Source organism: Bradyrhizobium sp. cf659 (assembly GCF_900113725.1).
GTDB lineage: Bacteria > Pseudomonadota > Alphaproteobacteria > Rhizobiales > Xanthobacteraceae > Bradyrhizobium.
In genome coordinates this window covers 1,310,484-1,337,193 of the sequence record NZ_FOQJ01000001.1, presented here as the reverse complement: position 1 = coordinate 1,337,193, position 26,710 = coordinate 1,310,484, and the positions used below count along the sequence as shown (strand labels likewise).

The window sequence follows — 26,710 nt, the reverse complement described above, 5'->3', positions numbered from 1 at the left end:
ATCCCCCGCTGGAGCTAGCTCACGGCCTCGACCAGCGCCATGCCTTCGCCGCGCCAGTGTCCAGCCCCCACCACGACAATCTGGGTGGGCGTCCCCTGCATTTCAATCTCGGTCCCCGTGGAATCGTTCGGCGGGAACAGCGCGCCGCGCGAGATCGACAGCGCGGCAAGCGCGATTCCGAGCGGGAATTGCGTCTCCATGGTGTGGCCGAACATCGTACCGGTCGAGCGCACCGGGAAGTCGGCGTGGCCCTTCAGGAAGCCGCGCTCCTCGGATGTCGCGGGCTCTGCGCCGGTCGCGCCCGTGATGATCGCGCCCTTGCCATCGCGCTTCGGCAGCTTGGCCCAAAGCTTCTCCAGCGTCGCAGCCATGTCGCCGGGCTGCTTGCGCCGGGCGAGATCGGCCACCACGCTCGACAGTTTTGCGAACGGCTTGGCGCCGCGGGCTTCTGCGTGCGCGCGCGACTCCAGCACCAGGAAGGCACCGGCCGAGCCGAGCGCGAAGCCGGCGTGGTCCTTGCGCGCCCAGACGGGCGCGAATTTGTCCTTCAGGTTGAAGTCGCCGAATTCGTAGAGGACCATGAGGTCCTTGCGCTCGCCATTGTGCGAGCCGCCGACGAGGGCAATGTCGCTCTCGCCCGAGGCGATTCGCGCAAGCGCGATGCGGGCGGCATCGGCGCCGGCAACCTCTTCGCCCATGAAGGTGCGCGAGGTGCCGCCAAGCCCATGCACGATGGCGATGTTGCCGGCGAGGAGATTGGAGAGCTGGGCCAGAAACAGCGTCGGCCTGAGATCGCTCATCAGGCGCTCGTTGAGGAAGCCCGGCGCGTTCGCCCCCTTGGCTTCGGCCGTGAGCACGCCGGTGTCGACGTTGAGATCGCGCTCGCCGCCGCCGGCGGCCACGACCATGTCGATCTTCGACAGGATGTCCTTGTTGCCCTTGATCCCCGCGGAGTCGAGCGCGAGGCCCGCGGCATAGGTGCCGATGCGCTGCCAGGCTTCCATCTGGCGCTGGTCACCCTTCTTCGGGATCTGGCTGTCGAAGGTAACAGGCATCAGGGGATGCACGATGTAGGGCGCAAAGCCCTTCTCGTCGACATTGATGCGCTTCTCCTGGAGCGCGGCCCAGTTGGCGTCCAGGCCTTCGCCGAGCGAGGTGGCAAGGCCAATGCCGGTGATCCAGACTTCCGTCTGGCCGGGCTTCGAAGCGGTGTTGGTCATGGCGATACGGCCTGTTGCGGAAAGCCGACGCGCTCGGCGACTTTCGCCATGTATCCGCGCATGTCCGCATTGGGGAAGGGGATCAGTGTAAAGGTGAGCGCCGAATTCGCGCGCAGCTTGCCGCCGACCTTGATCTTGGCTTCGGTCATGGCGTAGCCCGAGCCCTCGTAGGAGAGGCTCGCCTCGATGCTCATGAGATCGCCGGGGAATACCGAGCCGCGCATCTTGGCCTCCTTGACGGCGGCCAGGATCGGCATGCGCTCGAACTTGAACACGCCGAGCTGAAGCCAGCCGGAGGCCTGCGCCATCGATTCGATCAGGAGCACGCCGGGCATCAAGGGATAGCCCGGGAAGTGTCCCTCGAAGATGGTGCTCTCCTTCGGGACCTGGGCCTCGACGACGATCGTCTTCTCGTCGACCTTGAGGTCGACGATGCGATCGATCATGTGGAAATATTCGAGTTGCATGGCCGCCCGATTAGGCGCTCGCGCCCTTGGCTGCAACCAGCTCGTCGATGCGCGCGCACAGGTTCTTCAGCACGAAATATTGTTCGGTGGTCGCTTTGCCGTCGTTGACCTCCTGGGTCCACTTTTCCAGCGGCAGCTTGATGCCGAACTGCTTGTCGATCGCAAAGGCGATATCGAGGAAATCGAGGCTGTCGATGCCGAGGTCATCGATGGCGTGGCTATCCGGCGTGATCGTGTCGCGCGGGATGTCGCAGGTTTCAGCGATGATCGTAGCGACCTGATCGAATGTGGAGGACATCACTAAGCCTTTGATATATTGCGGATATTTGTCAGATGTTCCAGAGTGGCATGGTGGGTGGGCATCGCGCCTCTGATGACGCCCTCAACCCCCCTCTGGCCGGGTCGAGAGCCCGTATATCGGAGCGCCGCCCTGAGTTCAATGGAGCCGGACAGGCCAAGGCGACAGCAAGGGACGGAGCTGGGGATGCCTGCCGGAGCGCTTTCCGCCGGGGGATCGGCGGCGGGCTTGCCTAGATGAGCGGCGTCGTGATCTTGGCGCAGTCGCGGCGGCCCATCAGCACGCAATCCTGGGTCCGGCGCAGGTCGGCGATGCTCACGGCGAGCCAGATCCCGATCGCGGTCAGCGCGATGGTGAAGGCAAGCGCGGCGATGTTGGCGAGCATGCGGTGGCGGAAATCGTCCGGCTCGGCGCGGGGCTGCTCGTAGCGCGACAGGTCGAGCCGCTCGGGCGCGCCGCGCAGCGGCTGCACGGTGCCGTTGCCCCGATGGACCGTCGGGGAGGGTGAGGTGCGCGGCCTGAACTGGAGCACCCGGTGCTCCTCATCAGAGCTTATGGGCCGCTGGGATTTCATGGGGCGAGGATCACTCCGAAGCAGCGATTTTTGATAGCACAGGTGGTGAACGCGTTGCAGAAAATCTTCTCAACGCGTACGTGCATTGCGCTTTTGCACGACCCTTCGTGAGGGCCCGCGACAGATCGCGAAAGCGGCCGTCATGCCGGCGTCAGGATGCGGGGGTGCGTTGCAGCACCAGCCATGGCGCCTGCCGCGCCCGGTCCGGCGAACATCGGCTTGTGATCTCCCTGTCCGGGCCGGACGCATTTTGTCGCCGCAGGGCCCATGGCATAATCCGTGGGAACCTGGACGACCGGTTGCAACAATGTGAGAGGCCCTTCGACCATGACCACGAACGCGCGCGAGCCGAGAGTGCATCCGGTGCCGATCCTGTCGCTTCGGCCGACGCAGATGACGGTCGGCATGCGCGAGGTCAAGGAGAAGCGCCAGCGCTGGCGGGAGCACGGCAGCAAGAAGCAGGCCGATCTGCTCGGCAAGCACATGATCCCCGTCGTGTACGGGCCGAACGAGCGTTACTACGTGATCGACCATCATCATCTCGGCCGCGCATTGCACGACGAGGGTGTCAAGGAGGTGCTGGTGACCGTCGTCGGCGACCTCAGGATGGTCGAGCGCGAGGCCTTCTGGGGCGTGATGGACAACAAGCGCTGGGTCTACCCTTACGATTCCAAGGGGGAGAGGCGGCCGTTCCGGGACCTGCCGAAATCGGTTGCCGATCTCAAGGACGATCCCTTCCGCAGCCTTGCCGGCGAGCTCCGGCGCTTGGGGGGATTTGCCAAGGATACCACGCCGTTCTCCGAATTCCTGTGGGCGGACTTTCTGCGCCGAAAACTGTCGCGCAAGGCGGTGGATGCCAATTTCGACAAGGCGCTCGAGAAGGCCATGTCCGCGGCCAAGAGCAAGGATGCGATCTATCTGCCCGGCTGGTGCGGGCCGGCGTCGGACGATTAGGCGCGGGCGCTCACATCAATCGCGCTGGAAGATCTTGGCGCCGGGGTAGACACGCCGGGCGTACGTGACGACCAGCGCGCGGTCCTGGGTGTCCAGGAAGGGCGTTCGGATCTGACACGATCCGACGATGAGGTGCCACAGACCATTGAGCTTCCGGATGACGACGTTCATTTGAGTGTTCCTCGAAGACACTGCATTCCAGCGCAGTCTTGCGATTCACGATCACGACCGCAGGCGTAAAATTCCCAACGCCGCTCCCGTTCCGCTGCAAGACACTACGACCATCATTAGTTGGTTACGGCACGCGGCCCTATAAGCCGGATCTCATCACAGCTGCTTGAGCGAAACCAATTTCCGCGCCCATGAAACCATCCTGAAACAGAGCCGGCCCATCTCTTGGAGGTAGTCGAGCTCACACAGGAGGCCGAAATGCGCCGTCTGGTTTTCATAATTGCCTTGCTCGCGGTTGCCTCAGCAGGCATCTCGGCATCGTTCGCCGCAGTTCATCACGCCAAGACGTTGACATTTTCCGACCGCTTTGCCCCGGCGCTCGAGTTGATGGCGAAGCGCTAGCGGCGTAGCGCGTCGCAGCCGCGGGCAGTGCGTATCATTTCGAGGCTTGCGGACCGGGCGAGGACAGCAGGCGCTCCATCTCTGCGGCCGCCTCGCCGTCGCGCGCCTTCTGCAACAGCGTGTGGCGCTCGGCGCCGGCCGGGAGTTTTCTGGCGGCGGCGCGAGCCTCTCGCGTGAACTTGTCCAGGCGCTCCTGGAGTGACAGAGCCGGTCGCGTACGGTTGCGTTTCTTGGTCATGGTTTGGCCTCTCCGACGCGGAGCCAACCATGCGGACGCGAGCGGCGTCCTTAACTTTTGTTGGAACGGCGGCGCGGATCGCGGGTTTCATTCCGGCGGCGCCCAGCGCGCCATGGTTGCAATTCATGCAAACGGAGCGACTTCGCGTGTCCAGCGATACGATCCGTGCTGCGCTTGTCAGGCGTTTGCGCGTCTCTTCCGGCCTCTCGGAGGAGGATGTCAGGGAAATCGAAGCGCTTCCGATCGCGGTGAGACAGTATCCGGCGGAAACGCCCGTGGTGAGAGATGGCGAGCGGGCCACCGAATGCTGCCTGATTGTCGAGGGCTTTTGTGCGCGCTCCAAGACGATCGCGAGCGGCAAGCGACAGATCCTCTCCCTGCACATTCCCGGCGAGATCCCGGACCTGATGAGCCTGTTCCTGCACGTGATGGACCATGAGCTCTCGACGCTGACGCCGTGCACGCTGGGCTTCATCAGCCACGATACGCTGCGAAGATTGCACCAACGCAGGCCGGTCGTCGCCGAGATGTTTTGGCGGGACACGCTGATCGACGCCGCGATGTTTCGCGAATGGATCGTCAATGTCGGCCAGCGTCCGGCGCCTGCGCGCCTCGCCCATGTCATGATCGAGCTGCGCGAGCGCCTCAGGGTCATCGGTCGCGCGGACGACAACAATTTCGAGATGCCGCTGACCCAGGAGCAGATCGGCGAAGCCCTGGGGATCACGGCGGTCCACGCCAACCGGGTGATCAAGCAGTTGCGCCAGGATGGCATCGTCGAATTTCAGCGCGGCCGCGTCACCGTACTCGACGAGGCTCGATTTTGGGAACTCGCGGATTTCGACGGTCGTTATCTCCACCAGTCGCCGACGCTTTGAGCCGCCCGATGCCGCGATTCCATTTCGACATCCACGAGAACGGCCGTCTCATTCTGGATGAGAACGCGCAGGAGCACTTGAACGGGAGCGACGCGCGCAAGGAGGCGGTGCTGACCGGCGCCTCCATCGCCCGCGACGTCTTCGTCTCGGGCAGCGCGCGGCGCGTCGTCGTCGACGTCCGCGAGGAGGGGGCGCCGTTCCTGAAAGTGTCGATTACGCTGGATGTCGAGGAAGCCTGGGCGGCGGACCGGGTCGAACGTGCGGCCCAACGGCGCAGGTAAATTTGACGTATCGCAAATCGACGTCGGTGCCGGCCGCTAAGGTCTGCCGGCATGACAGCCGAACCAGCATTGCGCTCCCGCGTCGCCAGGTGGGCTCCGGATCATGCCGACCTGGAGAGACACGACGATGAGCCTGATCCTTCGCATTCTTTTTGTCATCGCCGGAGCCGTCACGGCGCTGTTCGTTGCGCGTGATGCGCTGAACTTCACGATCATCCAGACCTTCGTCGCCATACTGCTCGTGACGGCCGTCCTGCTCGCCGGAAGTCTCTGGAGCCTGCGGCGGAAGACGTGAGCGGCAGGGAAGCCGCGAGACCGGCCGGACTGAGCGAGGCCGAGGCCCGGGCGCGGCTGGAAGAAGACGGCGCCAACGAGTTGCCTCGGCCCGAACGACGCAGTCCCCTGCGCATCGTCATGGAAGTGCTGCGCGAGCCGATGCTCGTGCTGCTGCTCTGTGGTGGGCTGGTCTACCTCGTGCTCGGCGATCTCAGGGAAGCGCTGATCCTCCTGGTCTTCGGTGCGATGTCGATCGTGATCACCGTGGTGCAGGAGACCCGGACCGAGCGCGTGCTGGAAGCCTTGCGCGACCTGAGCAGCCCGCGCGCGCTGGTGGTGCGGGACGGTGCGCGTCGGCGCATCCCGGGCCGCGAGGTCGTGCGCGGCGATCTTCTCGTTCTTGGCGAAGGCGACCGGATTCCGGCCGACGCCGCGCTGGTGGACGCGCGCGATCTGCAACTCGACGAGTCGCTGCTGACCGGCGAGTCGGTGCCCGTCCGCAAGCGGGTTGTCGACAAGGCCGCGTCAGCCGATCACCGGCCGGGCGGCGAGGATCAGCCCTTCGTGTATTCCGGTTCTCTCGTCGTGCGCGGCGAGGGGCTGGCGCTGGTGGAGGCCACCGGCCCGCGCAGCGAGATCGGGAAGATCGGGCTGTCGCTGCGTGGCTTGCAGGCCGAGCCGCCCCGGCTTCAGCAACAGACCGCAAGGCTGGTACGGCTCTGCTTCCTCGGCGGCGCCGTGGTCAGCCTGGCGGCCATCGTGCTCTACGGAGTCTTGCGTGGGGATTGGCTGCAAGCGCTGCTTGCGGGCATCGCCATCGGCATGGCGATGCTGCCGGAAGAATTCGGCGTCGTGCTCACCGTCTTCATGGCGATGGGAGCCTGGCGGATTTCACAAGCCCGCGTCCTGACGCGGCGAGCAGCGGCCATCGAGGTCCTCGGTTCTGCGACCGTCCTGTGCACCGACAAGACCGGGACATTGACGCAGAACCAGATGTCCGTCGCCGAGCTGCGGCTGCTCGACGGCGCACGCATGCGTCCGGAGACGGCCGGGCGGGATGATGCGAGGCCTGAATTTGTCGAGCTGGCGCGTTGCGGCGCCCTGGCGAGCTCCCCGGAGCCGTTCGACCCGATGGAGAAGGCGCTGCATCTGTTCGCGCATGCCGCCCTGCGGGGAGGCGATGCGCCGGATGTCGAGCGGACGCTGGTGCGTACCTACGGTCTGCGCCCCGAACTACTGGCCATGACGCAGGTCTGGCGCACAGCAGGCCGGGCGGACCTCCTCGCATGTGCCAAGGGCGCGCCCGAGGCGATTGCGCGCCTGTGCAGGATGAACGCTGCCGATCAAGAATCGGTGCGCGATGCCGCCAGCGCGATGGCGAAGGACGGGCTTCGCGTGCTGGGGATGGCCGTTGCCGTCTGCGATGACGCATCACTCCCGCCGTCCCAGGAGGATTTCGCGTTTCGATTTGTCGGCCTGGTCGGGCTTGCCGATCCGCTGCGGCCCCATGTCCCGGAGGCGGTTGGCGAATGCCGCGCGGCGGGGATCCGCGTCGTCATGATCACGGGCGATTATCCGGCAACAGCCGTTGCCATCGCGAGCCAGGCCGGGCTCGATGTTCGTGACGTCATGACCGGCGATCAGGTCAGGCTGGCGGACGATTCGGAACTCGCGGACCGCGTCGGGCATGTGAACGTGTTCGCCCGGGTTTTGCCGGAACAGAAGCTGCGCATCGTCCAGGCGATGAAGCTCAACGGCGAGATCGTGGCGATGACCGGCGACGGCGTCAACGACGCGCCCTCGCTCAAGGCCGCCCACATCGGCATCGCGATGGGAGGGCGCGGGACCGACGTCGCGCGAGAGGCGTCGGGGATCGTCCTGCTCGATGATGATTTCGGTTCGATCGTTTCGGCCATTCGTCTGGGCCGCCGCATCTACGACAATCTGCGCAAGGCGATGGCCTTCATCTTCGCCGTTCATGTCCCGATCGCCGGACTTGCGCTGTTGCCTCTGGTCTTCGGGTTGCCGCTGATCTTCAGTCCGGTGCACATCGCGTTTCTGGAACTGATCATCGACCCCGTATGCGCGCTGGTGTTCGAGGCCGAGCGGGGCGAGCGCGATGCGATGACGCGTCCGCCGCGACGGCCTGATTCCGAGCTGTTTTCATGGGCGCTGGTTGGCTGGAGCGTGCTTCAGGGCGCCCTCGCATTTGCCCTGACCGCCATCATCTTCGTCGGCGCGCTTCGCTCCGGTCTCGTCGCCGACGAGGCGAGGACGCTCGCCTTCGTGACGCTCGTCGTCTGCATCGTCGCTCTGGTCCTGGTCAACCGGTCCTTCAGCGCGTCGTTCGCGTCCGCATTCTTCCGTCCAAATTCTGCATTGATCTGGATCTTCGCAGGCGTCGCTCTCGTTCTCGCCACCGCGCTGCTCTGGCCGCCGGCCTCCAGCCTGTTCCGCTTTGGTCCGCTGCATGCGGACGATTTGATGATCACGCTCGGCGCGGGGCTGCTGGTGCTGACGGTGCTCGAATTGCTGAAACCGATTTGGGCGCGGCGGCTTCGGTTCTAGCAACGACCGCTCAGGTCTTCCGATGCATCTCCGACCCGCGCGGCTCCGTCTTCCCTTCAACGCAGCGGGCCAAGGGCGGCGCGGATAGATTGGACGTCTGCTTCAGCCAGCCGCGTCGCGGTCGATCTTCCGTAATCGCACGAAGGCGGCCCAGGCCCGCGGATACTCCTTGTCCGTGGGATCGATCGTCAGCAGCGCGCGGCATGCCTCCTTGATCTCTTCCGGCGAAGGACGCCTCGTCGGCCCCTCGGATGATTTCGACTGCTCCCAGCGAACCTCGATATCTTTCGCAAGAGCCAGGGCCTCAGCGGTCGTCCGCTTCTGCGTTGATTTCGCGAGGGAATGGCCCGAGGGGAACGTCGGCCATGCGGCCGGCGGCTGGTCGACACGCCACGTGAGTTCATCCTTTGTAGCCTCCACGCGCGAACCTGGATGCTGCTCTGCTGGCGTCCAGCCTGGCCCGGTTGAACCTGACGAGACTGCGGATCTCGGCGCGACTGCCAAACCTGGCGCGTGTGCTGCCGTCTGTCCGGCCAGCTGGCCAAGCTGCTGTTCCATTGTCCCGCCGCTGGACTTGGGGATGACCTTTTCGACGGTCTTGATCATCGACAGGGCGCCGGGCGATATCAGCGTCCTCTGGTCGGCAATCTTGTCGTCGGCCTCGATTGGGCAGGGTTTGTATGTCGAGCGCTGCGACGTGATCCGACCGTCGTCGTCGATACGGGCATAATCGATCGCGACGGTGTAAACGAAGGCGGTCTCAACATACTGCCTCTCCTTGTCCATCGCCTTCACGGAGCCGCATACGTATCTTGCGTTGTCCGCGTCGACCGTTCGCAAGCCGCTAAAATGAGCTGAATTCGGCTCGATGAGGACGCGTGCGACAGCGGCTCGCGCCATGCCGTGCTCCGATTGAAGCATGCTCCATATTTCGCCGGCGTTGATGGCGTCGGGCTGATAGTTCCATACGTATCCAGCGGCGAAGAACGTTGCGCCGATGCAAGCCGCGACGGCGAATGCTCGCACGTTCATAAGACGGACCCCCTAAGCAGGCACGACTCATCCGCGTCTCCGTTGACGGAAACTGCGCGAGTTGTGTCGAGATGTTTCTGCTAGTTGAGGGTGAGTGTCTTAACAAAACGTGTCTGATTGTGAAAACGTTCTGGTTCCCGTCAAACGGGAACCCGCATGTTGCGTTTGCTGGTGAGGCGTCGCGTCCGCGACACGGAGCGGTCGGTCACTTCTTCGGCAGCCGGCCCATCAAGTAGAACTCGTCGTTCGGCCGCATGCCGGTGAAGTTCGCCAGCCGGTTCGACAGCGCGAAGAAGGCCGAGATCGCGGCGATGTCCCAGATGTCGTCGTCGCTGAAGCCGTGCGGCGCGAGCGCGGCGAAATCCTCCTCCGAGATCCGCTGCGCGTCGGCCGAGACCTTCATCGCGAAATCGAGCATCGCCTTCTGCCGCGGCGTGATGTCGGCCTTGCGATAGTTCACCGCGACCTGGTCGGCAATCAGCGGGTTCTTGGCGCGGATGCGCAGGATCGCGCCATGCGCGATCACGCAATACTGGCACTGGTTGGCCGCCGAGGTCGCCACCACGATCATCTCGCGTTCGGCCTTGGTGAGGCCGCCGTCCTTCTCCATCAGCGCGTCGTGATAGGCGAAGAACGCGCGGAACTCGTCGGGCCGGTAGGCCAGCGTGAGGAAGACGTTCGGCACGAAGCCGCTTTTTTCCTGGACGGTGAGGAGGCGCGTGCGGATGTCGTCAGGCAGCGTGTCGAGGGCGGGAGCGGGGAAGCGTTGCGCGGCTGTTCTTGTCATGAGCATGGTTCCGGCTTGGGCCGGCAACCATAGTCGATGCGGGCGCGGGGCTCAACGTATCACGATTTCCGCGGGCGCTCGCCACACGCCACTGTCATCGCCCGCCTTGTGCGCTCTTGCGCACTGGGGCGGGCGATCCAGTATTCCAGGGGCCGCAGTGATTGAATCGAGAAGCCGCGGCGTACTGGATGCCCCGCCTGCCGCCTACGCTAAAGCTTCGGCGCCCCTCGACCTCAACCCCGGCGAAGCCTTGGCGTAGCCGGGTCGCGGGGCATGACAGCGGAATGTGTGGAAGCGGCGTCCGCCCCTTACCGCAGCGGCTTCTTGAGCAGCGAGAAGCGGTCCGGGTCCAGCCCCATCGAGGGCTGCAGCATCGGGGCTTCGAGGCTGGACATCGTCTTCGCCGGCGGGGCCGAGAACACCGGGTCGTTCGGCGTGTCGCGCTGCGAGGTGGCGCCGCGCCAGCGTTCGAGCACGGCGCTGACGAAATGCATGTCGTGACCGGAGGTGACCGACGGCACGCTGCTGATGGTGGCTTCGCCGCGCGGCAATTGGTGCGGCGGCACCTCCTTGAAGCGCAGGCGCGTCGGCAGTGCGACGCCTTCGCCGAAGGCCAGCACTTCGCGGGTGCCGAGCGAGGGCACGAAGGACAAGAGGTTCGCTGCGGCATCCGACACCGCAGCGCGCAGCAGCGCCTGGTCGCGTTCGTTGGCAAGACGCATCGTGAACAGCGTGTTGCACTGGGAGATGATGGTGGCGTCGAGCTCGGCCGGGCGTTGGGTGATCAGCCCCAGATAGACGCCGTATTTGCGGCCTTCCTTGGCGATGCGCGACACCGCCTTGCGGGTCGGCCCGAAGCCGATGTTGCGATCGGCGGAGGCATAGCGATGCGCTTCCTCGCAGACGAACAGCATCGGCGAGACGCCGTCGCTCCACAGGCCGAAGTCGAAGGCCATGCGGCACAGCACGGAGACGACGGAATCGATGACTTCGGCCGGGAAGCCGGCGAGCTGCATCACCGTCATCGGCTTGCCGTTGGCGGGCAGGCGGAACAGATGGCTGATCACCTCGGCCATGGTGTCGCCGCCGACATTGGCGTTGTCGAACATGAAGGCATAGCGCGGGTCGTTGCGGACCGCCTCGATGCGCGAGATCAGCTTGTGATAGATGATGCGCGAGGAGCGGTTTTCCAGCTTGCCCATGCGCTCGTCGATCAGCGACATCAGATCGACCAGCCGATACGGCACCGGCGTATCGACGGTGAAGCCGATCTGCTTGGGATCGATGCGCTTGAGGCCGAGGCGATCGGCGTTCTGGTATTGCGTGTAGATGCCCTTGGCGATCGGGATCACCTCGGCAAGGACGTCGAGCTCTTCGGGCACGCCGGCGCGGCCGCCGAACAGCACGTCGACGATTTCCTCGAAATTGAACAGCCAGAACGGCAGCTTCAGGTTCCGCGGGTTGAGCACCAGCGCGCGGTCGCCGAAGCAGCGGCCGTATTCGTTGTGCACGTCGAGCAGGAAGATGCGCAGGTTCGGCCGTGCCTTCAGGATCTCGTTGAGCAGCAGCGACACGCCGGTCGACTTGCCGACGCCGGTCGATCCCAGCACGGCGAAATGCTTCGACAGCATTTCCTCGATATCGACATAGGCGACGACCGAGCGGTCCTGCTGGAGAAAGCCGACATTGATCTGGTCCGACCCGGTCGGCGCGTAGATCGTGCGCAGCTCCTGGCTGGTGATCAGGTCGACCGAATCTCCGATGGTCGGATAGTTGGTGACGCCGCGCTGGAATTTGGCCTTGTCGGCGGCGTTGAGGATCTCGCCGAGCAGGTCGACCGAGGCGATGGCGATGTAATTGTCGGCGCTCGACAGATTTTCGCAGGAGACCTCGGTGATCATCGCGACGATGACCGAGCTGGCGCAGCGAATGCTGACGAACCGGCCGACGGTCGCCCGAACTTCCGAGATCGGCATCTGGCTTGCCGCCAGAAGCCCGACCCGGGCCAGCGATCCGCGTACCGAAATCACGCGTCCAAAGGATGTCACGATGAATGAACCTAGCAAGAGCGAGGGGTTTGCACCGGACTATGCACAGCCGCGGCTGCACAAACGGTTAAACGGCAGCCGCGGCCGCTTCGTTAAATCCGCGACAATTCCACTGTGAGGATTGTCCCCAGTGCATACGTATCGGCAGAAACGTCGGGAAAAAGCTGCATTTCTGGGCCTGCGGGCTCCAAATCGAATTAAGGAAGATTTTACCATTCGGGCAGTCCGCCCGCCGTTCGGGGATCGTTCTCCTCACGCACGGGGCGCCATTCGGTCCGGGATGCAAGGGTTGATTTGTTGACGGGACCTAATCATTTGTACATTAGTACAAATGAACCCGCGGCCTCAGCGCCGCCCCGGGCGCATGAGCCAATTGCGGCCCTGCGCCCGAATGCGCGATCCGGTTCCTGCGGATCGCAGTCACGCCGTGGAGGAAAGCATGCAGCCCGAACCGATCCTCGATCTCGCCCATCTCGGCCACATGGAGCTGCTGACGCCCAAGCCCGACGAGAGCCTGAAGTTCTTCGTCGACGTGATGGGCATGACGGTCAGCGGCCGTAAGGGCGAGTCGGTCTATTTGCGCGGCTGGGACGATTACGAGCGCTATTCGCTCAAGCTGACGGCGTCGAAGACCTCAGGCATGGAGCACATGGCGCTGCGCGCGCGCAGCCAGCAGGCGCTGGAGCGCCGCGTCGCCGCGCTCAAAGGCTCCGGCTTCGACATCGGCTGGATCGACGGCGACATGGGGCAGGGGCCGACCTTCCGCTGCCACGACCCTGATGGCCACATCGTCGAGCTCTATTACGAGAGCGAATGGTATCAGGCGCCGCCGGAGCTGAAGCCCGCGCTCAAGAACCAGGCGCAGCGCTTTCCCGCCCGCGGCGTCAATGTCCGCCGCCTCGATCACCTCAACTGCCTCGCCGTCGACATCAAGGCCAACCGCGAGTTCTTCGAGAACTATCTCGGCTGCCGGCTCACCGAGCAGATCGTGCTCAACGACGGCCGGGAAGCGGCGATGTGGCTGACGATGTCGAACAAGAGCTACGACTTCGCCTATTCGCTCGACCATTCCGGCGTGCCCGGCCGCTTCCACCACGTCACCTACGCGCTCGACAGCCGCGAGGAGATCCTGCGCGCCGCCGACATCTTCCTGGAGAACGGCATCCACATCGAGACCGGTCCGCACAAGCACGCGATCCAGCAGACCTTCTTCCTCTATGTCTACGAGCCCGGCGGCAACCGCGTCGAGGTTGCCAATGCCGGCGCGCGCCTCATCCTTGCACCGGACTGGAAGCCGATCGTGTGGACGGAAGAGGAGCGCAAGAAAGGGCAGGCGTGGGGCCTGAAGACGATCGAGTCCTTCCACACTCACGGCACGCCACCGGTGGAGGCCAAGAAGCACGCTTGATCTAATGCGTGGGCGATCGCACGCGTGCGATCGTTTCGCGCACGCCCGTCCAGGCCGGCTTGTCGGGTGCGAATTGCTTGCGCAGGAACGTAACGAGCTCCTCGACCTGCGCGTCGCTCATGCTGTTCCTGAACGCGGGCATGTAGCCGAGATCGCTCGATGCGGGCTCGGTGATGCCGTGCAGGATCACCTGCACGAGATTGTCCGATGTCGCGCTGTGCAAATTGCTGTTGAGCGCGAGCGAGGGCCGGCTGCCGAACAGCGGCAGGCCGCCGATCTCGTGGCAGACGGCGCAGGCGCCCTGATAGAGCCGCGCGCCGGTTGAGGCGGCGGTGGTGACTTGCGTTGCGCTCTCGAGCCTGGCGGCAAGCGCATCCGGCGTCTCTGTGGCAGCGTCGTTGAACGAGTTGAGATAGACGGCCATCGCGCGAATGTCCTGGTCGGGCAGGGCCGTGAGATCCCTGACAACGGGCGCCATCGGGCCCGCGGCGACGCCGTGATAGCGCGAATGGCCGGTGCGCAAGTAGGCGTAGAGCTCGTCCTCGCTCCAGGGGATCGGTGCATGCGACAGCGACGTCAGCGGCGGCGCCTCCCAGCCTTCGGCAAAGCCGCCGGCGAGATAGGCCCCGCGCTGCTCGGCGCCGAGCGCGTTGCGCGGCGAATGGCAGGCGCTGCAATGGCCGAGACTCTCGACCAGATAGGCGCCGCGATTCCACTGCTCGGATTGGGCGGGATCGGGCTTGAACTCCTTCGCCTGATGAAACAGCGCATTCCATCCCGCGAGCAGCGGGCGAATGTTGAACGGGAAGGACAGCGTGTTCGCGGGCGCCGTCGCGCGCACCGCGGGCTGTGCCATCAGATAGGCGTAGAGCGCCTGGAGGTCGGCCTCGCTGGTCTTCGAAAAATGCGTGTAGGGGAAAGCAGGATAGAGCTGCCGCCCGTCGCGGTGCAGTCCGTCGCGCATCGCGCGTTCGAAGGCGGGATAGGACCAGGCGCCGATGCCGGTCTCGACGTCGGGCGTGATGTTGGTCGCGTAGATCGTGCCGAACGGCGTCTGAAGCGCGCGGCCGCCGGCGTTGAGCGCACCGCCGATGGTGGTGTGGCACTCCGCGCAATTGCCGAGCGCGGCAAGCTGCTGGCCGCGGGCGATGGTTGCCGCGGAATAGACCGATGCATCGGGCCGCGCGATCGGCGCGATGGCGCGCCCGGGCAAGAGGGCGGCGCCAACGCCGATCGCGGCGGTGCAGACGGCGGCAATGGTCGCGAAGACGCCGGCGCGCCTGGCGAATGGATTCTCCCAGATGCGGGATGGTTTTGGCGCGGCGGGCGCGGGCAGAGCTTGCGGCACGGGCGATGTTTCACCGTGCAATCCCTTCAGAATGCGCTCGGGCGTGAACGGTGGCTCGCGGAAGCGCACGCCGGTGGCATCGAAGATCGCATTGGCGATCGCCGCCGCGCTCGGCACCGAGGCGGATTCGCCGACGCCGAGCGGCGGCTGGTCCGGCCGCGGCAACATCAAGACGTCGATCTTGGGCACGTCGGGGAAGGGGATGATCGGATAGGCGCCCCATTCGCGCGCCGCCACCGCGCCGCGCTCGAACGAGACCTCCTCCATCAGCGCGCGGCTGGTGGACTGGATGACGTTGCCGTGGATCTGGTGGCGCACGCCGTCCGGATTGATCATCAGGCCGGAGTCCTGTCCCGCGACGACGCGCGTCACGCTGACGTCGCCGGTCGTCTTGTTCACGGCGACGTCGGCGACCCAGGCCGACCACGCCGCGCCATAGCCGGGGAACTTGCTGTGGACATAGAGCGCATAGGCAAAGCCGCGCCCGTGCACGACCTCGCCGTCTTTCTCTTCGCGGACCGGTCGCGGCGCCCAGCCCGCGCGCTCGGCGACCGCATTGACGAGATCGACGGCGCGCTGGTCTTTCAGATAGCGCAGCCGGTACTCGATCGGGTCGACGCCGGCTTCCGTTGCAGCCTCGTCGATGTAGGATTCATGTGCAAACGTGTTCGGCAGCGCCGAGACGCCGCGAAGCCAGGACGCGCGCACGATCGGTGCCATGTCATGGGCGACGACGCGCATGTGGTCGTAGTCGTAAGGCGGGATCGCGGTGCGATCGCCCATCTGGAGCACGGCCGGATCGGGCGACACGCGACCCGTCAACAGCAGCGCCAGCGTCGGCGCGGCGTTCGAGGGATAGCGCGTGGCGAGGTCGTAAGCCGCGACGCTGCCGTCTGCGTTGAGGCCGCCATTGACGTCGATGAGCTGCGCGGTGCCCTTGGGCTCCCAGGCGTGCTCCTGCTCGCGCGTCAGCTGCACGCGCACGGGACGGCCGACCGCGCGCGACAGCAGCAGTGCATCCGCGCTGACGTCGTCGGCGCAGTTTCGGCCGTAGCAGCCGGCGGCCTCCAGCCGGATGACTTCGATCTCGCTCTCGGGACGCTCGATCAGCAGCGCCAGATCGTCGCGCAGCAGATGCGGATTCTGCGTGCCCGACCAGACGCGGATGTTGCCGTTCTGGTAGTCGGCGACGGCGCAGGACGGGCCGAGCGACGCATGCATCTGGTAGGGCCACACATAGGTGCGCTGCATCGGCGTGGCGGCGCCTGCTATCGCCGCATTGACGTCGCCCTTGTCGATCAACGTCCGCGGTGTCGACGGATTGGCGCGCAGCGCGGTCTCGACATCGGCGAGATCGGTGAGATCCGGCGTCGGCTTCCAGCCCACCTTGAGCTGCTCCGCGGCGCGAATCGCATTCTCCTCGCGCTCGGCGACTACACCGACGAAATCGCCGATGCGCACGACGGCTATGATGCCGGGAACGTCGCGCACCGAGGATTCATCGACCGCGATCAGGCTGGTGCCGACGAACGGCCCGGCATCGACGCCGGCATAGGGGGGACGCACCACGCGGCCGTGCAGCATGCCGGGCAGGCGGATGTCGTGCACGAAGGTCAATTCGCCCGTGGCCTTCGCCGGCAGATCGACCCGCGGCATCGACTGGCCGACGATGGCGTATTCGCCGACAGGTTTGACGGCGACGTCGTCGCCAAGCTCGAGCCGGATCGTCTCGCCGCCGATCAGCTCGCCATAGCTGACGCTGCGGTTGTCGTGCCCGCGCACGAGCCCGTCTTCGATTTTGAGATCGGCCGCCGGCAACTCCAGCTGCTCGGCCGCGCGCGCGATCAGGAAGTGGCGCGCCTGCGCTGCGGCCTTGCGCAGAGGGACGGCGGTGATCTGGATGGTTTCACTGGCGATCGTGGCGCCCTGGTTTGGCACCACGGCGGTATCGCCAAGCACCACGACGACGCGCGCAAAGGACACGTCGAGCTCCTCGGCGACGATCTGGCCGAGTGCAGTGCGGATGCCGGTGCCGAGATCGACATGGCCATTATAGGCGGTGACCGAGCCGTCCGCGGTGATACGGACGAAAGTCTCGGATGTGCATTCGTCCACCGTGCGGACGACGACGAGCGAGCCCGATTGCCGCTCAGCTCCGTTCGAGGCAGGGGAGGCCATCAGTCGGCGGCCTCAGTGAGTTGGCCCGATGCGCGCATCACGGCGCGCAGGATTTCGACATGCGTGCCGCAGCGGCAGAGATTGTAGCGCAGCGCCGCCAGCGCTTCCTGCTCGGTCGGCCGCGGGTTGATGGCGAGCAGCGCCTTGGTGGTCATGATCATGCCGTTGAGGCAGTAGCCGCATTGCGCGGCCTGCTCGTCGATGAAGGCTTGTTGCACCGGATCAGGCTTGTCGCTTGTGCCGAGCCCTTCGAGCGTCACGATGTCGCGTCCCGCGCAGCCGCCGATCGGGATGACACAAGAGCGCGCGGCGGCGCCGTCGATCAGGACAGTACAGGTGCCGCATTCGCCGAGGCCGCAGCCATATTTCGGACCGTTGAGCGCGAGGTCGTTGCGCAGCACATAGAGCAACGGCGTCTGGCGCTCCGCAGTGATCTCGTGGATCCTGCCGTTCACGGTGAGGCGGATCGGTGTCTGCGTCATCCCTGTTCCCAAGCCCCGCGACGATCGGGTCGCAAAAATTGTACGTTGCGACGATACCGTTTGTACACAAACGTGCAAGCGGCCATGCCGCAGTGCAGCGCGACTGCCCGCTTTGTGGACAAAGGCGGCAGGCAAATGAGGTTTTATTCGGCAGGCGCATCTTTTCGCGGGCGCCGCCGCTTGACAGCTATCGGGACCGCGCGCAACATCGTTCGTATACGAATGATAACCGCAGTGTCCGCTGGCTTGCACATGGTGACTGAAACGACGAGCGCCGCCACCGACAAGATCCGCTGCGATGCCTGTCCGGTGATGTGCTACATCAAGCCGGGCGCGGCGGGCGCCTGCGACCGCTACGCCAATCACGACGGCAAGCTCGTTCGCGTCGATCCGCATGTGATCCTGGAGCGTACCGTCTCGCATGGCGGCAAGCTCGTGCCGTTCAGCCGCACGGAAGACTGGGACGGCAAGATCGTCCACGAACCCTCGACCTTCGTCACCGCGATCGGTGCGGGCACGACCTATCCCGACTACAAGCCGGCGCCGTTCATCGTCTCTGCGGAAGTCGACGGCGTCGACATGGTGACCGTCGTCACCGAGGGCATCTTCTCCTATTGCGGCATCAAGGTGAAGATCGACACCGACCGCTATCTCGGCCCGGAGACCGCGACCGTCCGCGCCCAGGGCGAGGCGGTCGGCCACGTCACGACAAGCGAATACGGCTCGCAGATGCTGTCGCTCGGCGGCGTGCATCATCTCACCGGCGGCTCCAAGAAGGAGGGGCGCGTCACCTGCGACACGCTGATGGACCTCGCCAATTGCAAGGCGGTCGAGCTCACCATCGACGGCGGCGCCACGGTGGTGGTGCAGGCCGGCCAGCCGCCGATCGTCAACGGCGTGAAGGAAGAGCGCATGCGCGTCGGCTGCGGCTCGGCGACGATCGGCATGTTCGCCAAGCAATGGCACGGCAAGGTCGACGAGGTCGTCGTCGTCGACGATCACATCACCGGCGTGCTCTCGGAGCACCAGGCCGGAAAACTGCTCGACATCGCCGACACCGGCATCAAGATGAAGGGGCGGCGCTCAACGCCCGGCCGCTATTTCCAGGTCGCCGATCCCGGCACGGGGTGGGGCGGCACCAACATTTCCGATCCGCTCGCGATTCTCGGACCGTTCGATGCCAAGGAGGCCAAGCCTGGCCTCTCCATGCTGATGGTCTCCACGACCGGTGAACACTCCTCCTATTACGTGCTCGATGAGGCCCTGAAGCCGGTCGAGACCGAGATGCCTGATGATTTGAAGTTCTCGGTCGAGCGCATCCAGGAGAATTGCGAGCCGGCGCTGTGCACCGTGCTGTTCATGGCCGGTGCCGGCGGTTCGCTGCGCGCGGGCGTCACCGACAATCCAGTGCGGCTGACGCGCTCGGTGAAGGACGCGCTGACACGCGTCACCAGCGGTGGTGCGCCTGTGTATGTCTGGCCCGGCGGCGGCATCACCTACATGGTCGACGTGACGCAGATGCCTTCAGGCGCGTTCGGCTACGTGCCGACGCCCGCGCTGGTCGCGCCGATCGAGTTCACGATGAAGCTGTCCGACTATGCCGCACTCGGCGGGCACATGGATTATGTGAAGCCGCTCTCCGAGGTGCAGGGCGGCGACGATGTCCGGCAGTTGCCCTGGCAGAACCCGATTCCGGGGCCCCGGGCATGACTCGGCTCCCGCAAATCGCATGGCTGTCTGATGGTCGGCGGCTGCATTTGCAGGATGGTCCGATTGATCTGATCGTCGAGGCGAGGGGGGACGCGAGCCAGGTGCGCGCGGCCTATGACGCCGCGGCGCGCCGTTTCACCGGGCTGCTCGATGAGCTCTGCGTGGAGCTGACGGAGTTGCGCAAGGCAGCGGAACCCGGAATGTGTCCACTGAAGGGCGTCGTTGCCCGCCGCATGTATGCCGCCGTTGCGCCCTATGCCCCCGATTGCTTCATCACGCCGATGGCCGCGGTGGCCGGCAGCGTGGCCGAGGAGATTCTGGGCGCAATGCTGGACGCGGCATCGCTCGACCAGGCCTATGTCAATAACGGCGGCGACATCGCGCTGCATCTTGCGCGAGGCGAGCATTTTTCGGTCGGGCTGATGGACCGGCCCGGTCGCGATGGCGTGATGCGGAGGATGAAGGTCGATGCTGATGATCCCGTGCGGGGGATCGCGACCAGCGGGCGCCACGGCCGCAGCTTTTCGTTCGGCATTGCCGACGCCGTGACGGTGCTGGCGGCAACGGCCTCGCACGCCGATGCGGCGGCCACGATCATCGCCAACGCCGTCGATCTGCCCGGGCATCCCGCCATCGTCCGGCAGCCCGCGAACGAGCTTCAGCCCGACAGCGATCTCGGCGCGCGCCTCGTCACCCGCGGCGTCAGTGAATTGTCGCCGACCGAGATTGCGGCCGCGCTGGAATCTGGCGCGGAATGTGCACGGCATTTGTTCGATCGCGGATTGATCGAGGGTGCCGTGTTGCAGCTCAGTGGTGATATGCTTGTCGTTGGACCGAAAGATATTGAACGGCAACGATCGCGCCCGCCCGTGCTGGAGAACGCGGTTCATGCCTGAACAGGGGCGAGCCCAAGGGAAACAATCATGAGCGCGATCATCCGCAAGATCGTCACCGTCGTCGAAGAGACGCAAATGGAGATGGGCCGCCAGGTCTCGCCGCCGACCCGGCGCGCCGCGGCCATTGCCGTCATCGAAAATCCCTTCGCCGGAAAATATGTCGAGGATCTCTCGCCGCTGATCGCGATCGGCGAGGAGCTCGGCGAGCTCCTGTCGAAGCGCGCGGTTGCGGCACTCGGGATCGACGGGGCGAAGGTGCAGAGCTACGGCAAGGCGGCGGCCGTCGGTGAGAACGGCGAGCTGGAACATGCGGCGGCAATCCTTCATCCGAAGATGGGCGCGCCGGTGCGCAAGGTGCTGAGCAAGGGCGCAGCGCTGATCCCGTCGTCGAAGAAGCGCAGCGGCCCCGGCACGACGCTCGATATTCCCCTGGGGCACAAGGATGCAGCCTTCGTGCGCAGCCATTTCGACGGCATGGAAGTGCAGATCAACGACGCGCCGCGCGCCAACGAGATCATGGTCGCGGTCGCCGTCACCGACAGCGGTCGTCCGCTGCCGCGCGTGGGCGGGCTGACGGTCGCGGAAATCAAGGGCGAGGACGGTCTGAGATAGGGCTTGAACCGGGGAGGCGGGCACAGCTTCTCCGATAACATCACGCTGAAGACGTAGAGAGTTCAAAACTGGAGGTTGGGATGCGAGCAAGAAACATTTTCGTCGGCGCGGCCTTCGCGCTTCTGGCGGGCGGCATGGCCCATTCGGCCATGGCACAGGACATCAAGATCGGCGAGATCAACAGCTACTCGCTGCTGCCGGCCTTCACCGAGCCCTATCGCAAGGGCTGGCAGCTCGCGGTCGAAGAGATCAACGCGGCCGGCGGCATCAACGGCAAGAAGCTCGTCGTCGTCTCCAAGGACGACGGCGGCAAGCCGGCGGACGCGCAGACCGCGGCCAATGAGCTGGTGTCGAGCGAGGGCGTCGCGATGCTGACGGGGACGTTCCTGTCGAACATCGGCCTTGCGGTCAGCGACTTCGCCAACCAGAAGAAGGTGTTCTTCCTCGCGGCCGAGCCGCTGACGGACGCGGTGACCTGGTCGAAGGGCAACAAGTACACCTTCCGCCTGCGGCCTTCGAACTACATGCAGGCCGCGATGCTGGTGGAGGCAGCCAGCAAGCTGCCGGCCAAGCGCTGGGCGACGATCGCGCCGAACTATGAGTACGGTCAGTCGGCAGTTGCCGTGTTCAAGAAGCTGATGTCGGAAAAGCGCCCCGACATCCAGTGGGTGGACGAGCAGTGGCCGCCGCAGGGCAAGATCGACGCGGGCCCGGTGGTGCAGGCGGTTGCCGCGGCGAATCCCGAGGCGATCCTCAACGTCACCTTCGGCGCCGATCTCGTGAAGCTCGTGCGCGAAGGCAACACCCGCGGCCTGTTCAAGGGGCGCGAGGTCGTGTCCTTCCTGACCGGCGAGCCCGAATATCTCGATCCGCTCAAGGACGAGACGCCCGAGGGCTGGATCGTCACCGGCTATCCCTGGTACTCGATCAAGACGCCCGAGCATGATGCGTTCCTGAAGGCCTATCAGGCCAAGTACAACGACTATCCGCGTCTCGGCTCGATCGTCGGCTACCAGACGATCAAGTCGGCGGCCGCGATCCTGGCGAAGGCCGGCTCGACCGACCCGGAGAAGCTGATTGCCGCGGCGGAGGGGCTCTCCATGCCGTCGCCGTTCGGCGAGATCACCTTCCGCAAGATCGACCATCAGTCGACGCTCGGCGCTTACGTCGGCAAGACCGCGCTGAAGGACGGCAAGGGCGTGATGGTGGACTCGTCTTACAAGAAGGGCGCGGACTATCTGCCCAGCGATGCCGAAGTCGAGAAGCTGCGGCCGAAGGATTGATCTCCTTCTTCTCCCTCGCCCCGCTTGCGGGGAGAGGGTCGGGGTGAGGGGGAGCCTCCGCGAGGGAGGTAACAGACGACTCGCGGAGACTCCCCCTCACCCGAATTGCTCCGCAATTCGACCTCTCCCCGCAAGCGGGGAGAGGTGAACCAAGACCCAGCGTGCCGTGCCAGGCATGCAACACCCAACCCGGACCGCCGATGGCCTTTTATGTCGTACAGTTTCTGACCGGACTCGCCAGCGCAGCGTCGCTGTTCCTGGTGGCCTCGGGCCTGTCGATCATCTTTGGCGTGACGCGGATCGTGAATTTCGCGCATGGCGCCTTCTACATGATCGGCGCCTACATCGCCTTCACGCTCACCGAGCGGCTTTCGGGCGCATTCGGCTTCTGGGGCAGTATTGTCGCGGCCGCGCTGGCCGTGGCGCTGATCGGCGTCATCGTCGAGATGGTGCTGCTCCGCCGCATCTATCATGCGCCCGAACTGTTCCAGTTGCTCGCGACCTTCGGCCTGACCTTGATGGTCGAGGACCTCGTCGTGCTGATCTGGGGGCCCGACGATCTCGTCGGCCGCCGCGCGCCGGGCTTCAAGGGCGCGATCGATTTCTTCGGCCAGAACATCCCGAGCTATGACCTGTTCCTGATCGTGCTCGGCCCGGTCGTGCTCGGCATTCTCTGGCTGCTGTTCCAGCGCACGCGCTGGGGCGTGCTGGTGCGCGCGGCAACGCAGGACCGCGACATGGTCGCGGCCCTCGGCGTCAATCAGAAATGGTTGTTCACGTCAGTGTTCGCGGTCGGCGTCTTCCTCGCAGCGCTCGGCGGCGCGCTCCAGATCCCGCGCGATGCCGTGCATCACGCGATGGATTTGCGCATCATCGTCGAGGTCTTCGTCGTGGTGGTGATCGGCGGTCTCGGCAGTATCGTCGGCGCCTTCGTCGCGGCGGTGCTGGTCTCCGAGCTCAACGCCTTCGGCATCCTGATTTTCCCGAAGATTTCCATCATCCTGGTGTTCCTGGTGATGGCGGTGGTGCTGATCGTTCGCCCCTGGGGACTGTTCGGCAAGCCCGAGGCGGCCGCGCGCAGGACGCCGGGTCTCACCGTCAACCCGTGGCGCCCGCTGACGTCGAACGAGCGGCTGGCTGCGCTGGCGGTGCTCGTCATTGCCGCAACGCTGCCGCTGTTCGCCGGCAACTACGCGCTGACCGTCGGCTCGGAGATCGCGATCTTCGTGATCTTCGCGGTCAGCCTGCATTTCCTGATGTCGGTCGGCGGGCTCGCATCCTTCGGCCACGCCGCCTATTTCGGCCTCGGCGCCTACGGCGTCGCCTTCCTCGCCAAGATGGCCGGACTGCCGATGATCGTCTGCCTGTTGCTGGGGCCGCTGCTCGGCTGCATGGGCGCCGCCGTGTTCGGCTTCTTCGCCGTGCAACTCTCCGGCGTCTATTTCGCGATGCTGACGCTCGCCTTCGCCCAGATCGTCTGGTCGATCGCGTTCCAGTGGGTGAGCGTAACCGGCGGCGACAACGGCATTCTGGGCGTATGGCCGGAAAAATGGGCGGCGAGCCCGTCGCATTTCTATTGGCTGGCGCTCGGCGTCGCGGCGCTCGTCACGATCGCGCTGCGGGCCATGGTGTTCTCGCCGTTCGGCTATGCGCTCCGCGCCACGCGCGACTCGCTCCTGCGCAGCGAAGCGATCGGCATCAACGCCAAGCGCATCCAGTGGACGGCCTTCGTGATCGCGGGCACGACCGCCGGCATCGGCGGCGCGCTGTTCGCCTATCTCAAGGGCAGCGTCTTCCCGGACAATCTCGGCATCTCGCTCTCGGTCGACGCGCTGGTCATGGTGCTGCTCGGCGGCGTCGAGACGGTGTCGGGCGCGGTGATCGGTGCCATCGTCTACAAGGCCCTCAACATCTGGCTGGTCAGCCAGACCGATCTGTCGAAGCTCGTGCTCGGCGGCTTCATCGTGCTGATCGTCGTCGTCTTCCCCAAGGGCATCGTCGGCATGCTGGAGATGCTGGCGCAACGCCGCAGGAAGACATCGCCGCCGGGATCTCCCCTGCTTGCCAAGCCGATCGAGTCCGCCGAATGAGCGTCGCACCCCCACTTCTCGCGGTCGAAGGCCTGACGAAATCCTATGGCGGCATCCATGCCGTGCGCGGCGTCTCGTTCTCGCTGCGTGCCGGCGAAATCCTGGCGCTGATCGGCCCGAACGGCGCCGGCAAGAGCACCTGCTTCGACATGCTCAACGGCCAGAACAAACCGGATTCCGGCCAGGTCCGCCTGCTTGGCGAAGAGACCACCGGCAAGAAGCCGCGCGAGATCTGGCGGCTCGGGGTGGGGCGTACCTTCCAGATCACCGCGACGTTCGCGACCATGACGGTGCGCGAGAACGTGCAGGTCGCGCTGATCTCGCACGGGAAGCAGCTGTTCAACCTCTGGGGCTCGGCGCCGAAGTTCGATCGCGGCGAAGCCGGCCGCTTGCTCGAGCTCGTCGGCATGGGCGGCTATGCGGATCGGCCCTGCGGCGAGCTCGCCTATGGCGACCTCAAGCGGCTCGAGCTTGCGGTCGCGCTCGCCAACGAGCCGAAACTCCTGCTGATGGATGAGCCGACCGCCGGCATGGCGCCGCGCGAGCGCGTCGATCTGATGCGGCTGACCGCGCAGATCGCGCGGGAAAAATCGATCGGCGTGCTCTTCACCGAGCACGACATGGACGTGGTGTTCGAGCATGCCGACCGCATCATCGTGCTCAACCGCGGTACGCTGATCGCCGAGGGCTCGCCGGCCGAGGTGCGTGGCAACCCGCAGGTGCAGGCGGTCTATCTCGGCGAGGGTCTCGTCTACGATGCCCGCCACCGCGAGGGAGCCTCGACATGAAGCTCACGGTGCAGGACCTCAACAGCCATTACGGCCCGGCGCATATCCTGTTCGACATCGGCTTCGAGGTCGGCGAGGGCGAGGTGGTGGCGCTGCTGGGCCGCAACGGCGCCGGCAAGTCGACGACGTTCCGCTCGATCGTCGGCCTCGTGGCGCAGCGCTCGGGTCGCATCATGTTCGAGGGCAAGGACGTATCGGTGCGGCCGACGCACGAGATCGTGCGCGAGGGGCTCGGCTATGTGCCGGAGGAGCGGCGAATCTTCACCGATCTGACGGTGGAGGAGAATCTCGAAGTCGGCCGGCAGCCGAAGCGTCCGAACGCGCCATACTGGACGCGCGACAAGTTGTTCACGCTGTTTCCAAACCTCGGCGAGATGAAGAACCGCCCGGGCGGCCGCATGAGCGGCGGCGAGCAGCAGATGCTCACCATCGCGCGCACGCTGATGGGTAATCCGTCGCTGGTGCTGCTCGACGAGCCCTCGGAAGGCCTGTCGCCGAAGATCGTGGAGCAGATGGTCGATGCCATCCTGACCATGAAGAAGGAGGGCGTCAGCATTGTCGTCTCCGAGCAGAATCTGCATTTCGCGCGGTTGATCTCTGATCGCGCCTACATCATCGAGCGCGGCCGTATCTGCTTCGGCGGCACCATGGCCGAGCTCGACGCGCGTCCGGACATCCGCGACGCGCATCTGTCGTTGTGAGGGGCGGGAGCGGATGGCGAGAAGCGTTGCGGCGAAGAAGAGCGTCAAACCGGCAAAACCGCCTTATGTGCTCGACGAGCAGGTCGGCTTCATCCTGCGCCAGGTCTGGCAGCGCCACAGCTCGATCTTCTCCCGCGACATCGGCACCAATCTGACGCCGACGCAATGGGCGGCGCTGTCAAAGCTCGCCGAGACCGGACCGTGCTCGCAGAACCAGCTCGGCCGGCTGACGGCCATGGATGTCGCGACCATCAAGGGCGTAATCGACCGCCTGACGGCGCGCGGCCTGACCGAGACCAGCCAGGATCCCGAGGACGGACGGCGCCTGCTCGTGAGCCTGACGCGCGCCGGTCAGCAGCTTGCCGAAAAACTGGCGCCGAACGCGCTCGCCATCACCCGCGAGACGCTCGCGCCGCTCGACGCCAAGGAGCGCGAGACGCTGATGGCGCTGTTGAACAAGTTGCGGTGAGCGGTGACTAACTTCGATGAAGGCTCCATCGAGGTTTCCCGGCATGAGGGTGGCGCATTGCGTCGCGGTGGTTTTGAGTGTTGGCGCGGCGCTGGCGAGCGAGTGTGCTCCCGCCTGGGCGGCGCAAGCCTATGAAGGCTTCTGGGCGTCGACCAAAATGGATTGCCGCAATGACGACAGCCCCAACCGCATGAGCATCGAGGGCGGTAACCGCCTCTATTGGTATGAGACGCGATGCCGCGCCAGTGCGATCACCGCTGACGGGAAGCTCGGCTGGAAGATGCGGCTCGCCTGCGAAGGCGAGGGAGACAAGTTTCGCTCCAATCCGCGGATTTCAGTCGCGGCGGACGGCCGCCTGGTGATCGAGAACGGCCCGGTCGGGCAGGCCAGGCGGCAATTCTACGTGCGTTGTGAGCTTCCAAGGCGACGCTGATGAAGGCCGCTCTCTCACCGTCACCCTGAGGTGCTCGTCCTGCGGCTTGCCGCAGGGCGCGCCGCGAAGGGCGACGGCCGGCTGCATCTCGGCCGTTCATCCTTCGAGGCTCGCACAC

General features: G+C 65.4%; 28 protein-coding genes. 17 read left to right on the top strand and 11 right to left on the bottom strand.

The window, feature by feature from the left end:
• Window positions 1-14: 14 nt before the first annotated feature.
• The 4 genes from BM118_RS06615 to BM118_RS06600 all read right to left on the bottom strand — a co-directional run bounded on the left by BM118_RS06615 (window position 15) and on the right by BM118_RS06600 (window position 2,559).
• On the bottom strand, window positions 15-1,220 hold the full coding sequence (locus tag BM118_RS06615) for a beta-ketoacyl-ACP synthase (RefSeq protein ID WP_092183307.1): 1,206 nt from the start codon (window positions 1,218-1,220) through the stop codon (window positions 15-17).
• A complete protein-coding gene (locus BM118_RS06610; protein WP_092183305.1) occupies window positions 1,217-1,687 on the bottom strand; it encodes a 3-hydroxyacyl-ACP dehydratase FabZ family protein in 471 nt (156 codons plus the stop codon). Before BM118_RS06610 ends, BM118_RS06615 begins: the two co-directional genes overlap by 4 nt.
• A 10-nt stretch (window positions 1,688-1,697) precedes the next feature.
• Entirely contained in the window at window positions 1,698-1,985 is a 288-nt protein-coding gene (locus BM118_RS06605; protein ID WP_007592476.1) for an acyl carrier protein, read from the bottom strand.
• Between the two features lie 232 nt (window positions 1,986-2,217).
• Entirely contained in the window at window positions 2,218-2,559 is a 342-nt protein-coding gene (locus BM118_RS06600; protein WP_092183303.1) for a hypothetical protein, read from the bottom strand.
• A gap of 327 nt (window positions 2,560-2,886) precedes the next feature.
• Here BM118_RS06600 and BM118_RS06595 point away from each other — a divergent pair, with 327 nt between their 5' ends.
• Window positions 2,887-3,513 (top strand): ParB-like protein, encoded by a 627-nt coding sequence (locus BM118_RS06595; protein ID WP_092183301.1) that lies wholly within the window; start codon window positions 2,887-2,889, stop codon window positions 3,511-3,513.
• A gap of 15 nt (window positions 3,514-3,528) precedes the next feature.
• On the opposite strand, the gene BM118_RS41245 is transcribed toward BM118_RS06595, so the two are convergent.
• The gene (locus BM118_RS41245) at window positions 3,529-3,684 is read right to left on the bottom strand and encodes a hypothetical protein (RefSeq protein ID WP_177234060.1); all 156 of its coding nucleotides are present in this window, start codon (window positions 3,682-3,684) and stop codon (window positions 3,529-3,531) included.
• A gap of 258 nt (window positions 3,685-3,942) precedes the next feature.
• On the opposite strand from BM118_RS41245, the gene BM118_RS41240 reads away from it, so the two are divergent.
• Window positions 3,943-4,086 (top strand): hypothetical protein, encoded by a 144-nt coding sequence (locus tag BM118_RS41240; RefSeq protein WP_177234059.1) that lies wholly within the window; start codon window positions 3,943-3,945, stop codon window positions 4,084-4,086.
• Between the two features lie 34 nt (window positions 4,087-4,120).
• Here BM118_RS41240 and BM118_RS06590 read toward each other — a convergent pair whose 3' ends face one another.
• Window positions 4,121-4,324 carry a hypothetical protein gene (locus BM118_RS06590; protein ID WP_092183299.1) on the bottom strand — a complete coding sequence of 68 codons (204 nt, stop codon included), beginning with the start codon at window positions 4,322-4,324 and terminating at the stop codon, window positions 4,121-4,123.
• Here BM118_RS06590 and BM118_RS06585 point away from each other — a divergent pair.
• From BM118_RS06585 to BM118_RS06575, 4 genes are all read left to right on the top strand, one after another.
• Window positions 4,285-5,202 (top strand): Crp/Fnr family transcriptional regulator, encoded by a 918-nt coding sequence (locus tag BM118_RS06585; protein ID WP_349527980.1) that lies wholly within the window; start codon window positions 4,285-4,287, stop codon window positions 5,200-5,202. The genes BM118_RS06590 and BM118_RS06585 overlap by 40 nt on opposite strands.
• A gap of 8 nt (window positions 5,203-5,210) precedes the next feature.
• On the top strand, window positions 5,211-5,483 hold the full coding sequence (locus BM118_RS06580; protein ID WP_092183296.1) for a DUF6894 family protein: 273 nt from the start codon (window positions 5,211-5,213) through the stop codon (window positions 5,481-5,483).
• A 127-nt stretch (window positions 5,484-5,610) separates the two neighbouring features.
• Complete coding sequence (locus tag BM118_RS41235) at window positions 5,611-5,778, top strand: hypothetical protein (protein WP_177234058.1); 168 nt, start codon at window positions 5,611-5,613, stop codon at window positions 5,776-5,778.
• On the top strand, window positions 5,775-8,327 hold the full coding sequence (locus tag BM118_RS06575; protein ID WP_092183294.1) for an HAD-IC family P-type ATPase: 2,553 nt from the start codon (window positions 5,775-5,777) through the stop codon (window positions 8,325-8,327). Before BM118_RS41235 ends, BM118_RS06575 begins: the two co-directional genes overlap by 4 nt.
• A 102-nt stretch (window positions 8,328-8,429) precedes the next feature.
• On the opposite strand, the gene BM118_RS06570 is transcribed toward BM118_RS06575, so the two are convergent.
• The 3 genes from BM118_RS06570 to BM118_RS06560 all read right to left on the bottom strand — a co-directional run bounded on the left by BM118_RS06570 (window position 8,430) and on the right by BM118_RS06560 (window position 12,047).
• Window positions 8,430-9,359, bottom strand: a complete 930-nt coding sequence (locus BM118_RS06570; RefSeq protein ID WP_092183292.1) for a class II aldolase/adducin head domain-containing protein — start codon at window positions 9,357-9,359, stop codon at window positions 8,430-8,432.
• Window positions 9,360-9,564: 205 nt separating this feature from the next.
• A complete protein-coding gene (locus BM118_RS06565) occupies window positions 9,565-10,146 on the bottom strand; it encodes a peroxidase-related enzyme (RefSeq protein WP_092183290.1) in 582 nt (193 codons plus the stop codon).
• A 308-nt stretch (window positions 10,147-10,454) separates the two neighbouring features.
• On the bottom strand, window positions 10,455-12,047 hold the full coding sequence (locus BM118_RS06560) for an ATP-binding protein (protein WP_244550067.1): 1,593 nt from the start codon (window positions 12,045-12,047) through the stop codon (window positions 10,455-10,457).
• Here BM118_RS06560 and BM118_RS42175 point away from each other — a divergent pair.
• Window positions 12,040-12,312, top strand: coding sequence for a hypothetical protein (locus BM118_RS42175; RefSeq protein ID WP_244550066.1), 273 nt, complete (start codon window positions 12,040-12,042; stop codon window positions 12,310-12,312). The two genes, BM118_RS06560 and BM118_RS42175, sit on opposite strands and share 8 nt — an antisense overlap.
• A 321-nt stretch (window positions 12,313-12,633) precedes the next feature.
• Window positions 12,634-13,602: a catechol 2,3-dioxygenase gene (locus BM118_RS06555; protein ID WP_092184309.1), complete on the top strand. Its 969-nt coding sequence runs from the start codon at window positions 12,634-12,636 to the stop codon at window positions 13,600-13,602.
• A gap of 1 nt (window position 13,603) precedes the next feature.
• On the opposite strand, the gene BM118_RS06550 is transcribed toward BM118_RS06555, so the two are convergent.
• Window positions 13,604-17,128: a molybdopterin cofactor-binding domain-containing protein gene (locus BM118_RS06550; protein WP_092183286.1), complete on the bottom strand. Its 3,525-nt coding sequence runs from the start codon at window positions 17,126-17,128 to the stop codon at window positions 13,604-13,606.
• Entirely contained in the window at window positions 17,128-17,610 is a 483-nt protein-coding gene (locus BM118_RS06545) for a (2Fe-2S)-binding protein (RefSeq protein ID WP_092183284.1), read from the bottom strand. Before BM118_RS06545 ends, BM118_RS06550 begins: the two co-directional genes overlap by 1 nt.
• 252 nt (window positions 17,611-17,862) lie before the next feature.
• On the opposite strand from BM118_RS06545, the gene BM118_RS06540 reads away from it, so the two are divergent.
• The 9 genes from BM118_RS06540 to BM118_RS06500 all read left to right on the top strand — a co-directional run bounded on the left by BM118_RS06540 (window position 17,863) and on the right by BM118_RS06500 (window position 26,592).
• Entirely contained in the window at window positions 17,863-19,320 is a 1,458-nt protein-coding gene (locus BM118_RS06540) for a hypothetical protein (protein WP_027543240.1), read from the top strand.
• On the top strand, window positions 19,317-20,216 hold the full coding sequence (locus BM118_RS06535) for a UPF0280 family protein (RefSeq protein ID WP_092183282.1): 900 nt from the start codon (window positions 19,317-19,319) through the stop codon (window positions 20,214-20,216). Before BM118_RS06540 ends, BM118_RS06535 begins: the two co-directional genes overlap by 4 nt.
• Window positions 20,217-20,243: 27 nt before the next feature.
• The gene (locus BM118_RS06530) at window positions 20,244-20,828 is read left to right on the top strand and encodes an amino acid synthesis family protein (RefSeq protein ID WP_092183280.1); all 585 of its coding nucleotides are present in this window, start codon (window positions 20,244-20,246) and stop codon (window positions 20,826-20,828) included.
• A gap of 80 nt (window positions 20,829-20,908) precedes the next feature.
• Window positions 20,909-22,111 (top strand): ABC transporter substrate-binding protein, encoded by a 1,203-nt coding sequence (locus tag BM118_RS06525; RefSeq protein ID WP_092183278.1) that lies wholly within the window; start codon window positions 20,909-20,911, stop codon window positions 22,109-22,111.
• 200 nt (window positions 22,112-22,311) lie between these two features.
• Complete coding sequence (locus tag BM118_RS06520; RefSeq protein WP_092183276.1) at window positions 22,312-24,201, top strand: ABC transporter permease; 1,890 nt, start codon at window positions 22,312-22,314, stop codon at window positions 24,199-24,201.
• On the top strand, window positions 24,198-24,989 hold the full coding sequence (locus tag BM118_RS06515; RefSeq protein WP_092183274.1) for an ABC transporter ATP-binding protein: 792 nt from the start codon (window positions 24,198-24,200) through the stop codon (window positions 24,987-24,989). The genes BM118_RS06520 and BM118_RS06515 overlap by 4 nt, the downstream gene beginning before the upstream one ends.
• Window positions 24,986-25,690, top strand: a complete 705-nt coding sequence (locus tag BM118_RS06510) for an ABC transporter ATP-binding protein (protein ID WP_011086609.1) — start codon at window positions 24,986-24,988, stop codon at window positions 25,688-25,690. Before BM118_RS06515 ends, BM118_RS06510 begins: the two co-directional genes overlap by 4 nt.
• 13 nt (window positions 25,691-25,703) lie before the next feature.
• The gene (locus tag BM118_RS06505; protein ID WP_092183272.1) at window positions 25,704-26,159 is read left to right on the top strand and encodes a MarR family winged helix-turn-helix transcriptional regulator; all 456 of its coding nucleotides are present in this window, start codon (window positions 25,704-25,706) and stop codon (window positions 26,157-26,159) included.
• Window positions 26,160-26,175: 16 nt separating this feature from the next.
• Window positions 26,176-26,592, top strand: coding sequence for a hypothetical protein (locus BM118_RS06500; RefSeq protein ID WP_244550065.1), 417 nt, complete (start codon window positions 26,176-26,178; stop codon window positions 26,590-26,592).
• The last annotated feature ends 118 nt before the right edge of the window (window positions 26,593-26,710 follow it).

What these genes read in the sequence shown, in the direction of transcription:
- BM118_RS06530 (WP_092183280.1), top strand. Translation starts at nt 20,244, where the DNA reads ATGAGCGCGATCATCCGCAAGATCGTCACCGTCGTCGAAGAGACGCAA.
- BM118_RS06550 (WP_092183286.1), bottom strand. Translation starts at nt 17,128, where the DNA reads ATGGCCTCCCCTGCCTCGAACGGAGCTGAGCGGCAATCGGGCTCGCTC.
- BM118_RS06610 (WP_092183305.1), bottom strand. Translation starts at nt 1,687, where the DNA reads ATGCAACTCGAATATTTCCACATGATCGATCGCATCGTCGACCTCAAG.
- BM118_RS06545 (WP_092183284.1), bottom strand. Translation starts at nt 17,610, where the DNA reads ATGACGCAGACACCGATCCGCCTCACCGTGAACGGCAGGATCCACGAG.
- BM118_RS06565 (WP_092183290.1), bottom strand. Translation starts at nt 10,146, where the DNA reads ATGACAAGAACAGCCGCGCAACGCTTCCCCGCTCCCGCCCTCGACACG.
- BM118_RS06510 (WP_011086609.1), top strand. Translation starts at nt 24,986, where the DNA reads ATGAAGCTCACGGTGCAGGACCTCAACAGCCATTACGGCCCGGCGCAT.
- BM118_RS06595 (WP_092183301.1), top strand. Translation starts at nt 2,887, where the DNA reads ATGACCACGAACGCGCGCGAGCCGAGAGTGCATCCGGTGCCGATCCTG.
- BM118_RS06525 (WP_092183278.1), top strand. Translation starts at nt 20,909, where the DNA reads ATGCGAGCAAGAAACATTTTCGTCGGCGCGGCCTTCGCGCTTCTGGCG.
- BM118_RS06515 (WP_092183274.1), top strand. Translation starts at nt 24,198, where the DNA reads ATGAGCGTCGCACCCCCACTTCTCGCGGTCGAAGGCCTGACGAAATCC.
- BM118_RS41235 (WP_177234058.1), top strand. Translation starts at nt 5,611, where the DNA reads ATGAGCCTGATCCTTCGCATTCTTTTTGTCATCGCCGGAGCCGTCACG.
- BM118_RS06590 (WP_092183299.1), bottom strand. Translation starts at nt 4,324, where the DNA reads ATGACCAAGAAACGCAACCGTACGCGACCGGCTCTGTCACTCCAGGAG.
- BM118_RS06535 (WP_092183282.1), top strand. Translation starts at nt 19,317, where the DNA reads ATGACTCGGCTCCCGCAAATCGCATGGCTGTCTGATGGTCGGCGGCTG.
- BM118_RS06600 (WP_092183303.1), bottom strand. Translation starts at nt 2,559, where the DNA reads ATGAAATCCCAGCGGCCCATAAGCTCTGATGAGGAGCACCGGGTGCTC.
- BM118_RS41240 (WP_177234059.1), top strand. Translation starts at nt 3,943, where the DNA reads ATGCGCCGTCTGGTTTTCATAATTGCCTTGCTCGCGGTTGCCTCAGCA.
- BM118_RS06580 (WP_092183296.1), top strand. Translation starts at nt 5,211, where the DNA reads ATGCCGCGATTCCATTTCGACATCCACGAGAACGGCCGTCTCATTCTG.
- BM118_RS06505 (WP_092183272.1), top strand. Translation starts at nt 25,704, where the DNA reads ATGGCGAGAAGCGTTGCGGCGAAGAAGAGCGTCAAACCGGCAAAACCG.
- BM118_RS06500 (WP_244550065.1), top strand. Translation starts at nt 26,176, where the DNA reads ATGAAGGCTCCATCGAGGTTTCCCGGCATGAGGGTGGCGCATTGCGTC.
- BM118_RS06520 (WP_092183276.1), top strand. Translation starts at nt 22,312, where the DNA reads ATGGCCTTTTATGTCGTACAGTTTCTGACCGGACTCGCCAGCGCAGCG.
- BM118_RS41245 (WP_177234060.1), bottom strand. Translation starts at nt 3,684, where the DNA reads ATGAACGTCGTCATCCGGAAGCTCAATGGTCTGTGGCACCTCATCGTC.
- BM118_RS06540 (WP_027543240.1), top strand. Translation starts at nt 17,863, where the DNA reads ATGGTGACTGAAACGACGAGCGCCGCCACCGACAAGATCCGCTGCGAT.
- BM118_RS06555 (WP_092184309.1), top strand. Translation starts at nt 12,634, where the DNA reads ATGCAGCCCGAACCGATCCTCGATCTCGCCCATCTCGGCCACATGGAG.
- BM118_RS06615 (WP_092183307.1), bottom strand. Translation starts at nt 1,220, where the DNA reads ATGACCAACACCGCTTCGAAGCCCGGCCAGACGGAAGTCTGGATCACC.
- BM118_RS06605 (WP_007592476.1), bottom strand. Translation starts at nt 1,985, where the DNA reads ATGTCCTCCACATTCGATCAGGTCGCTACGATCATCGCTGAAACCTGC.
- BM118_RS06560 (WP_244550067.1), bottom strand. Translation starts at nt 12,047, where the DNA reads ATGATCACCGAGGTCTCCTGCGAAAATCTGTCGAGCGCCGACAATTAC.
- BM118_RS06570 (WP_092183292.1), bottom strand. Translation starts at nt 9,359, where the DNA reads ATGAACGTGCGAGCATTCGCCGTCGCGGCTTGCATCGGCGCAACGTTC.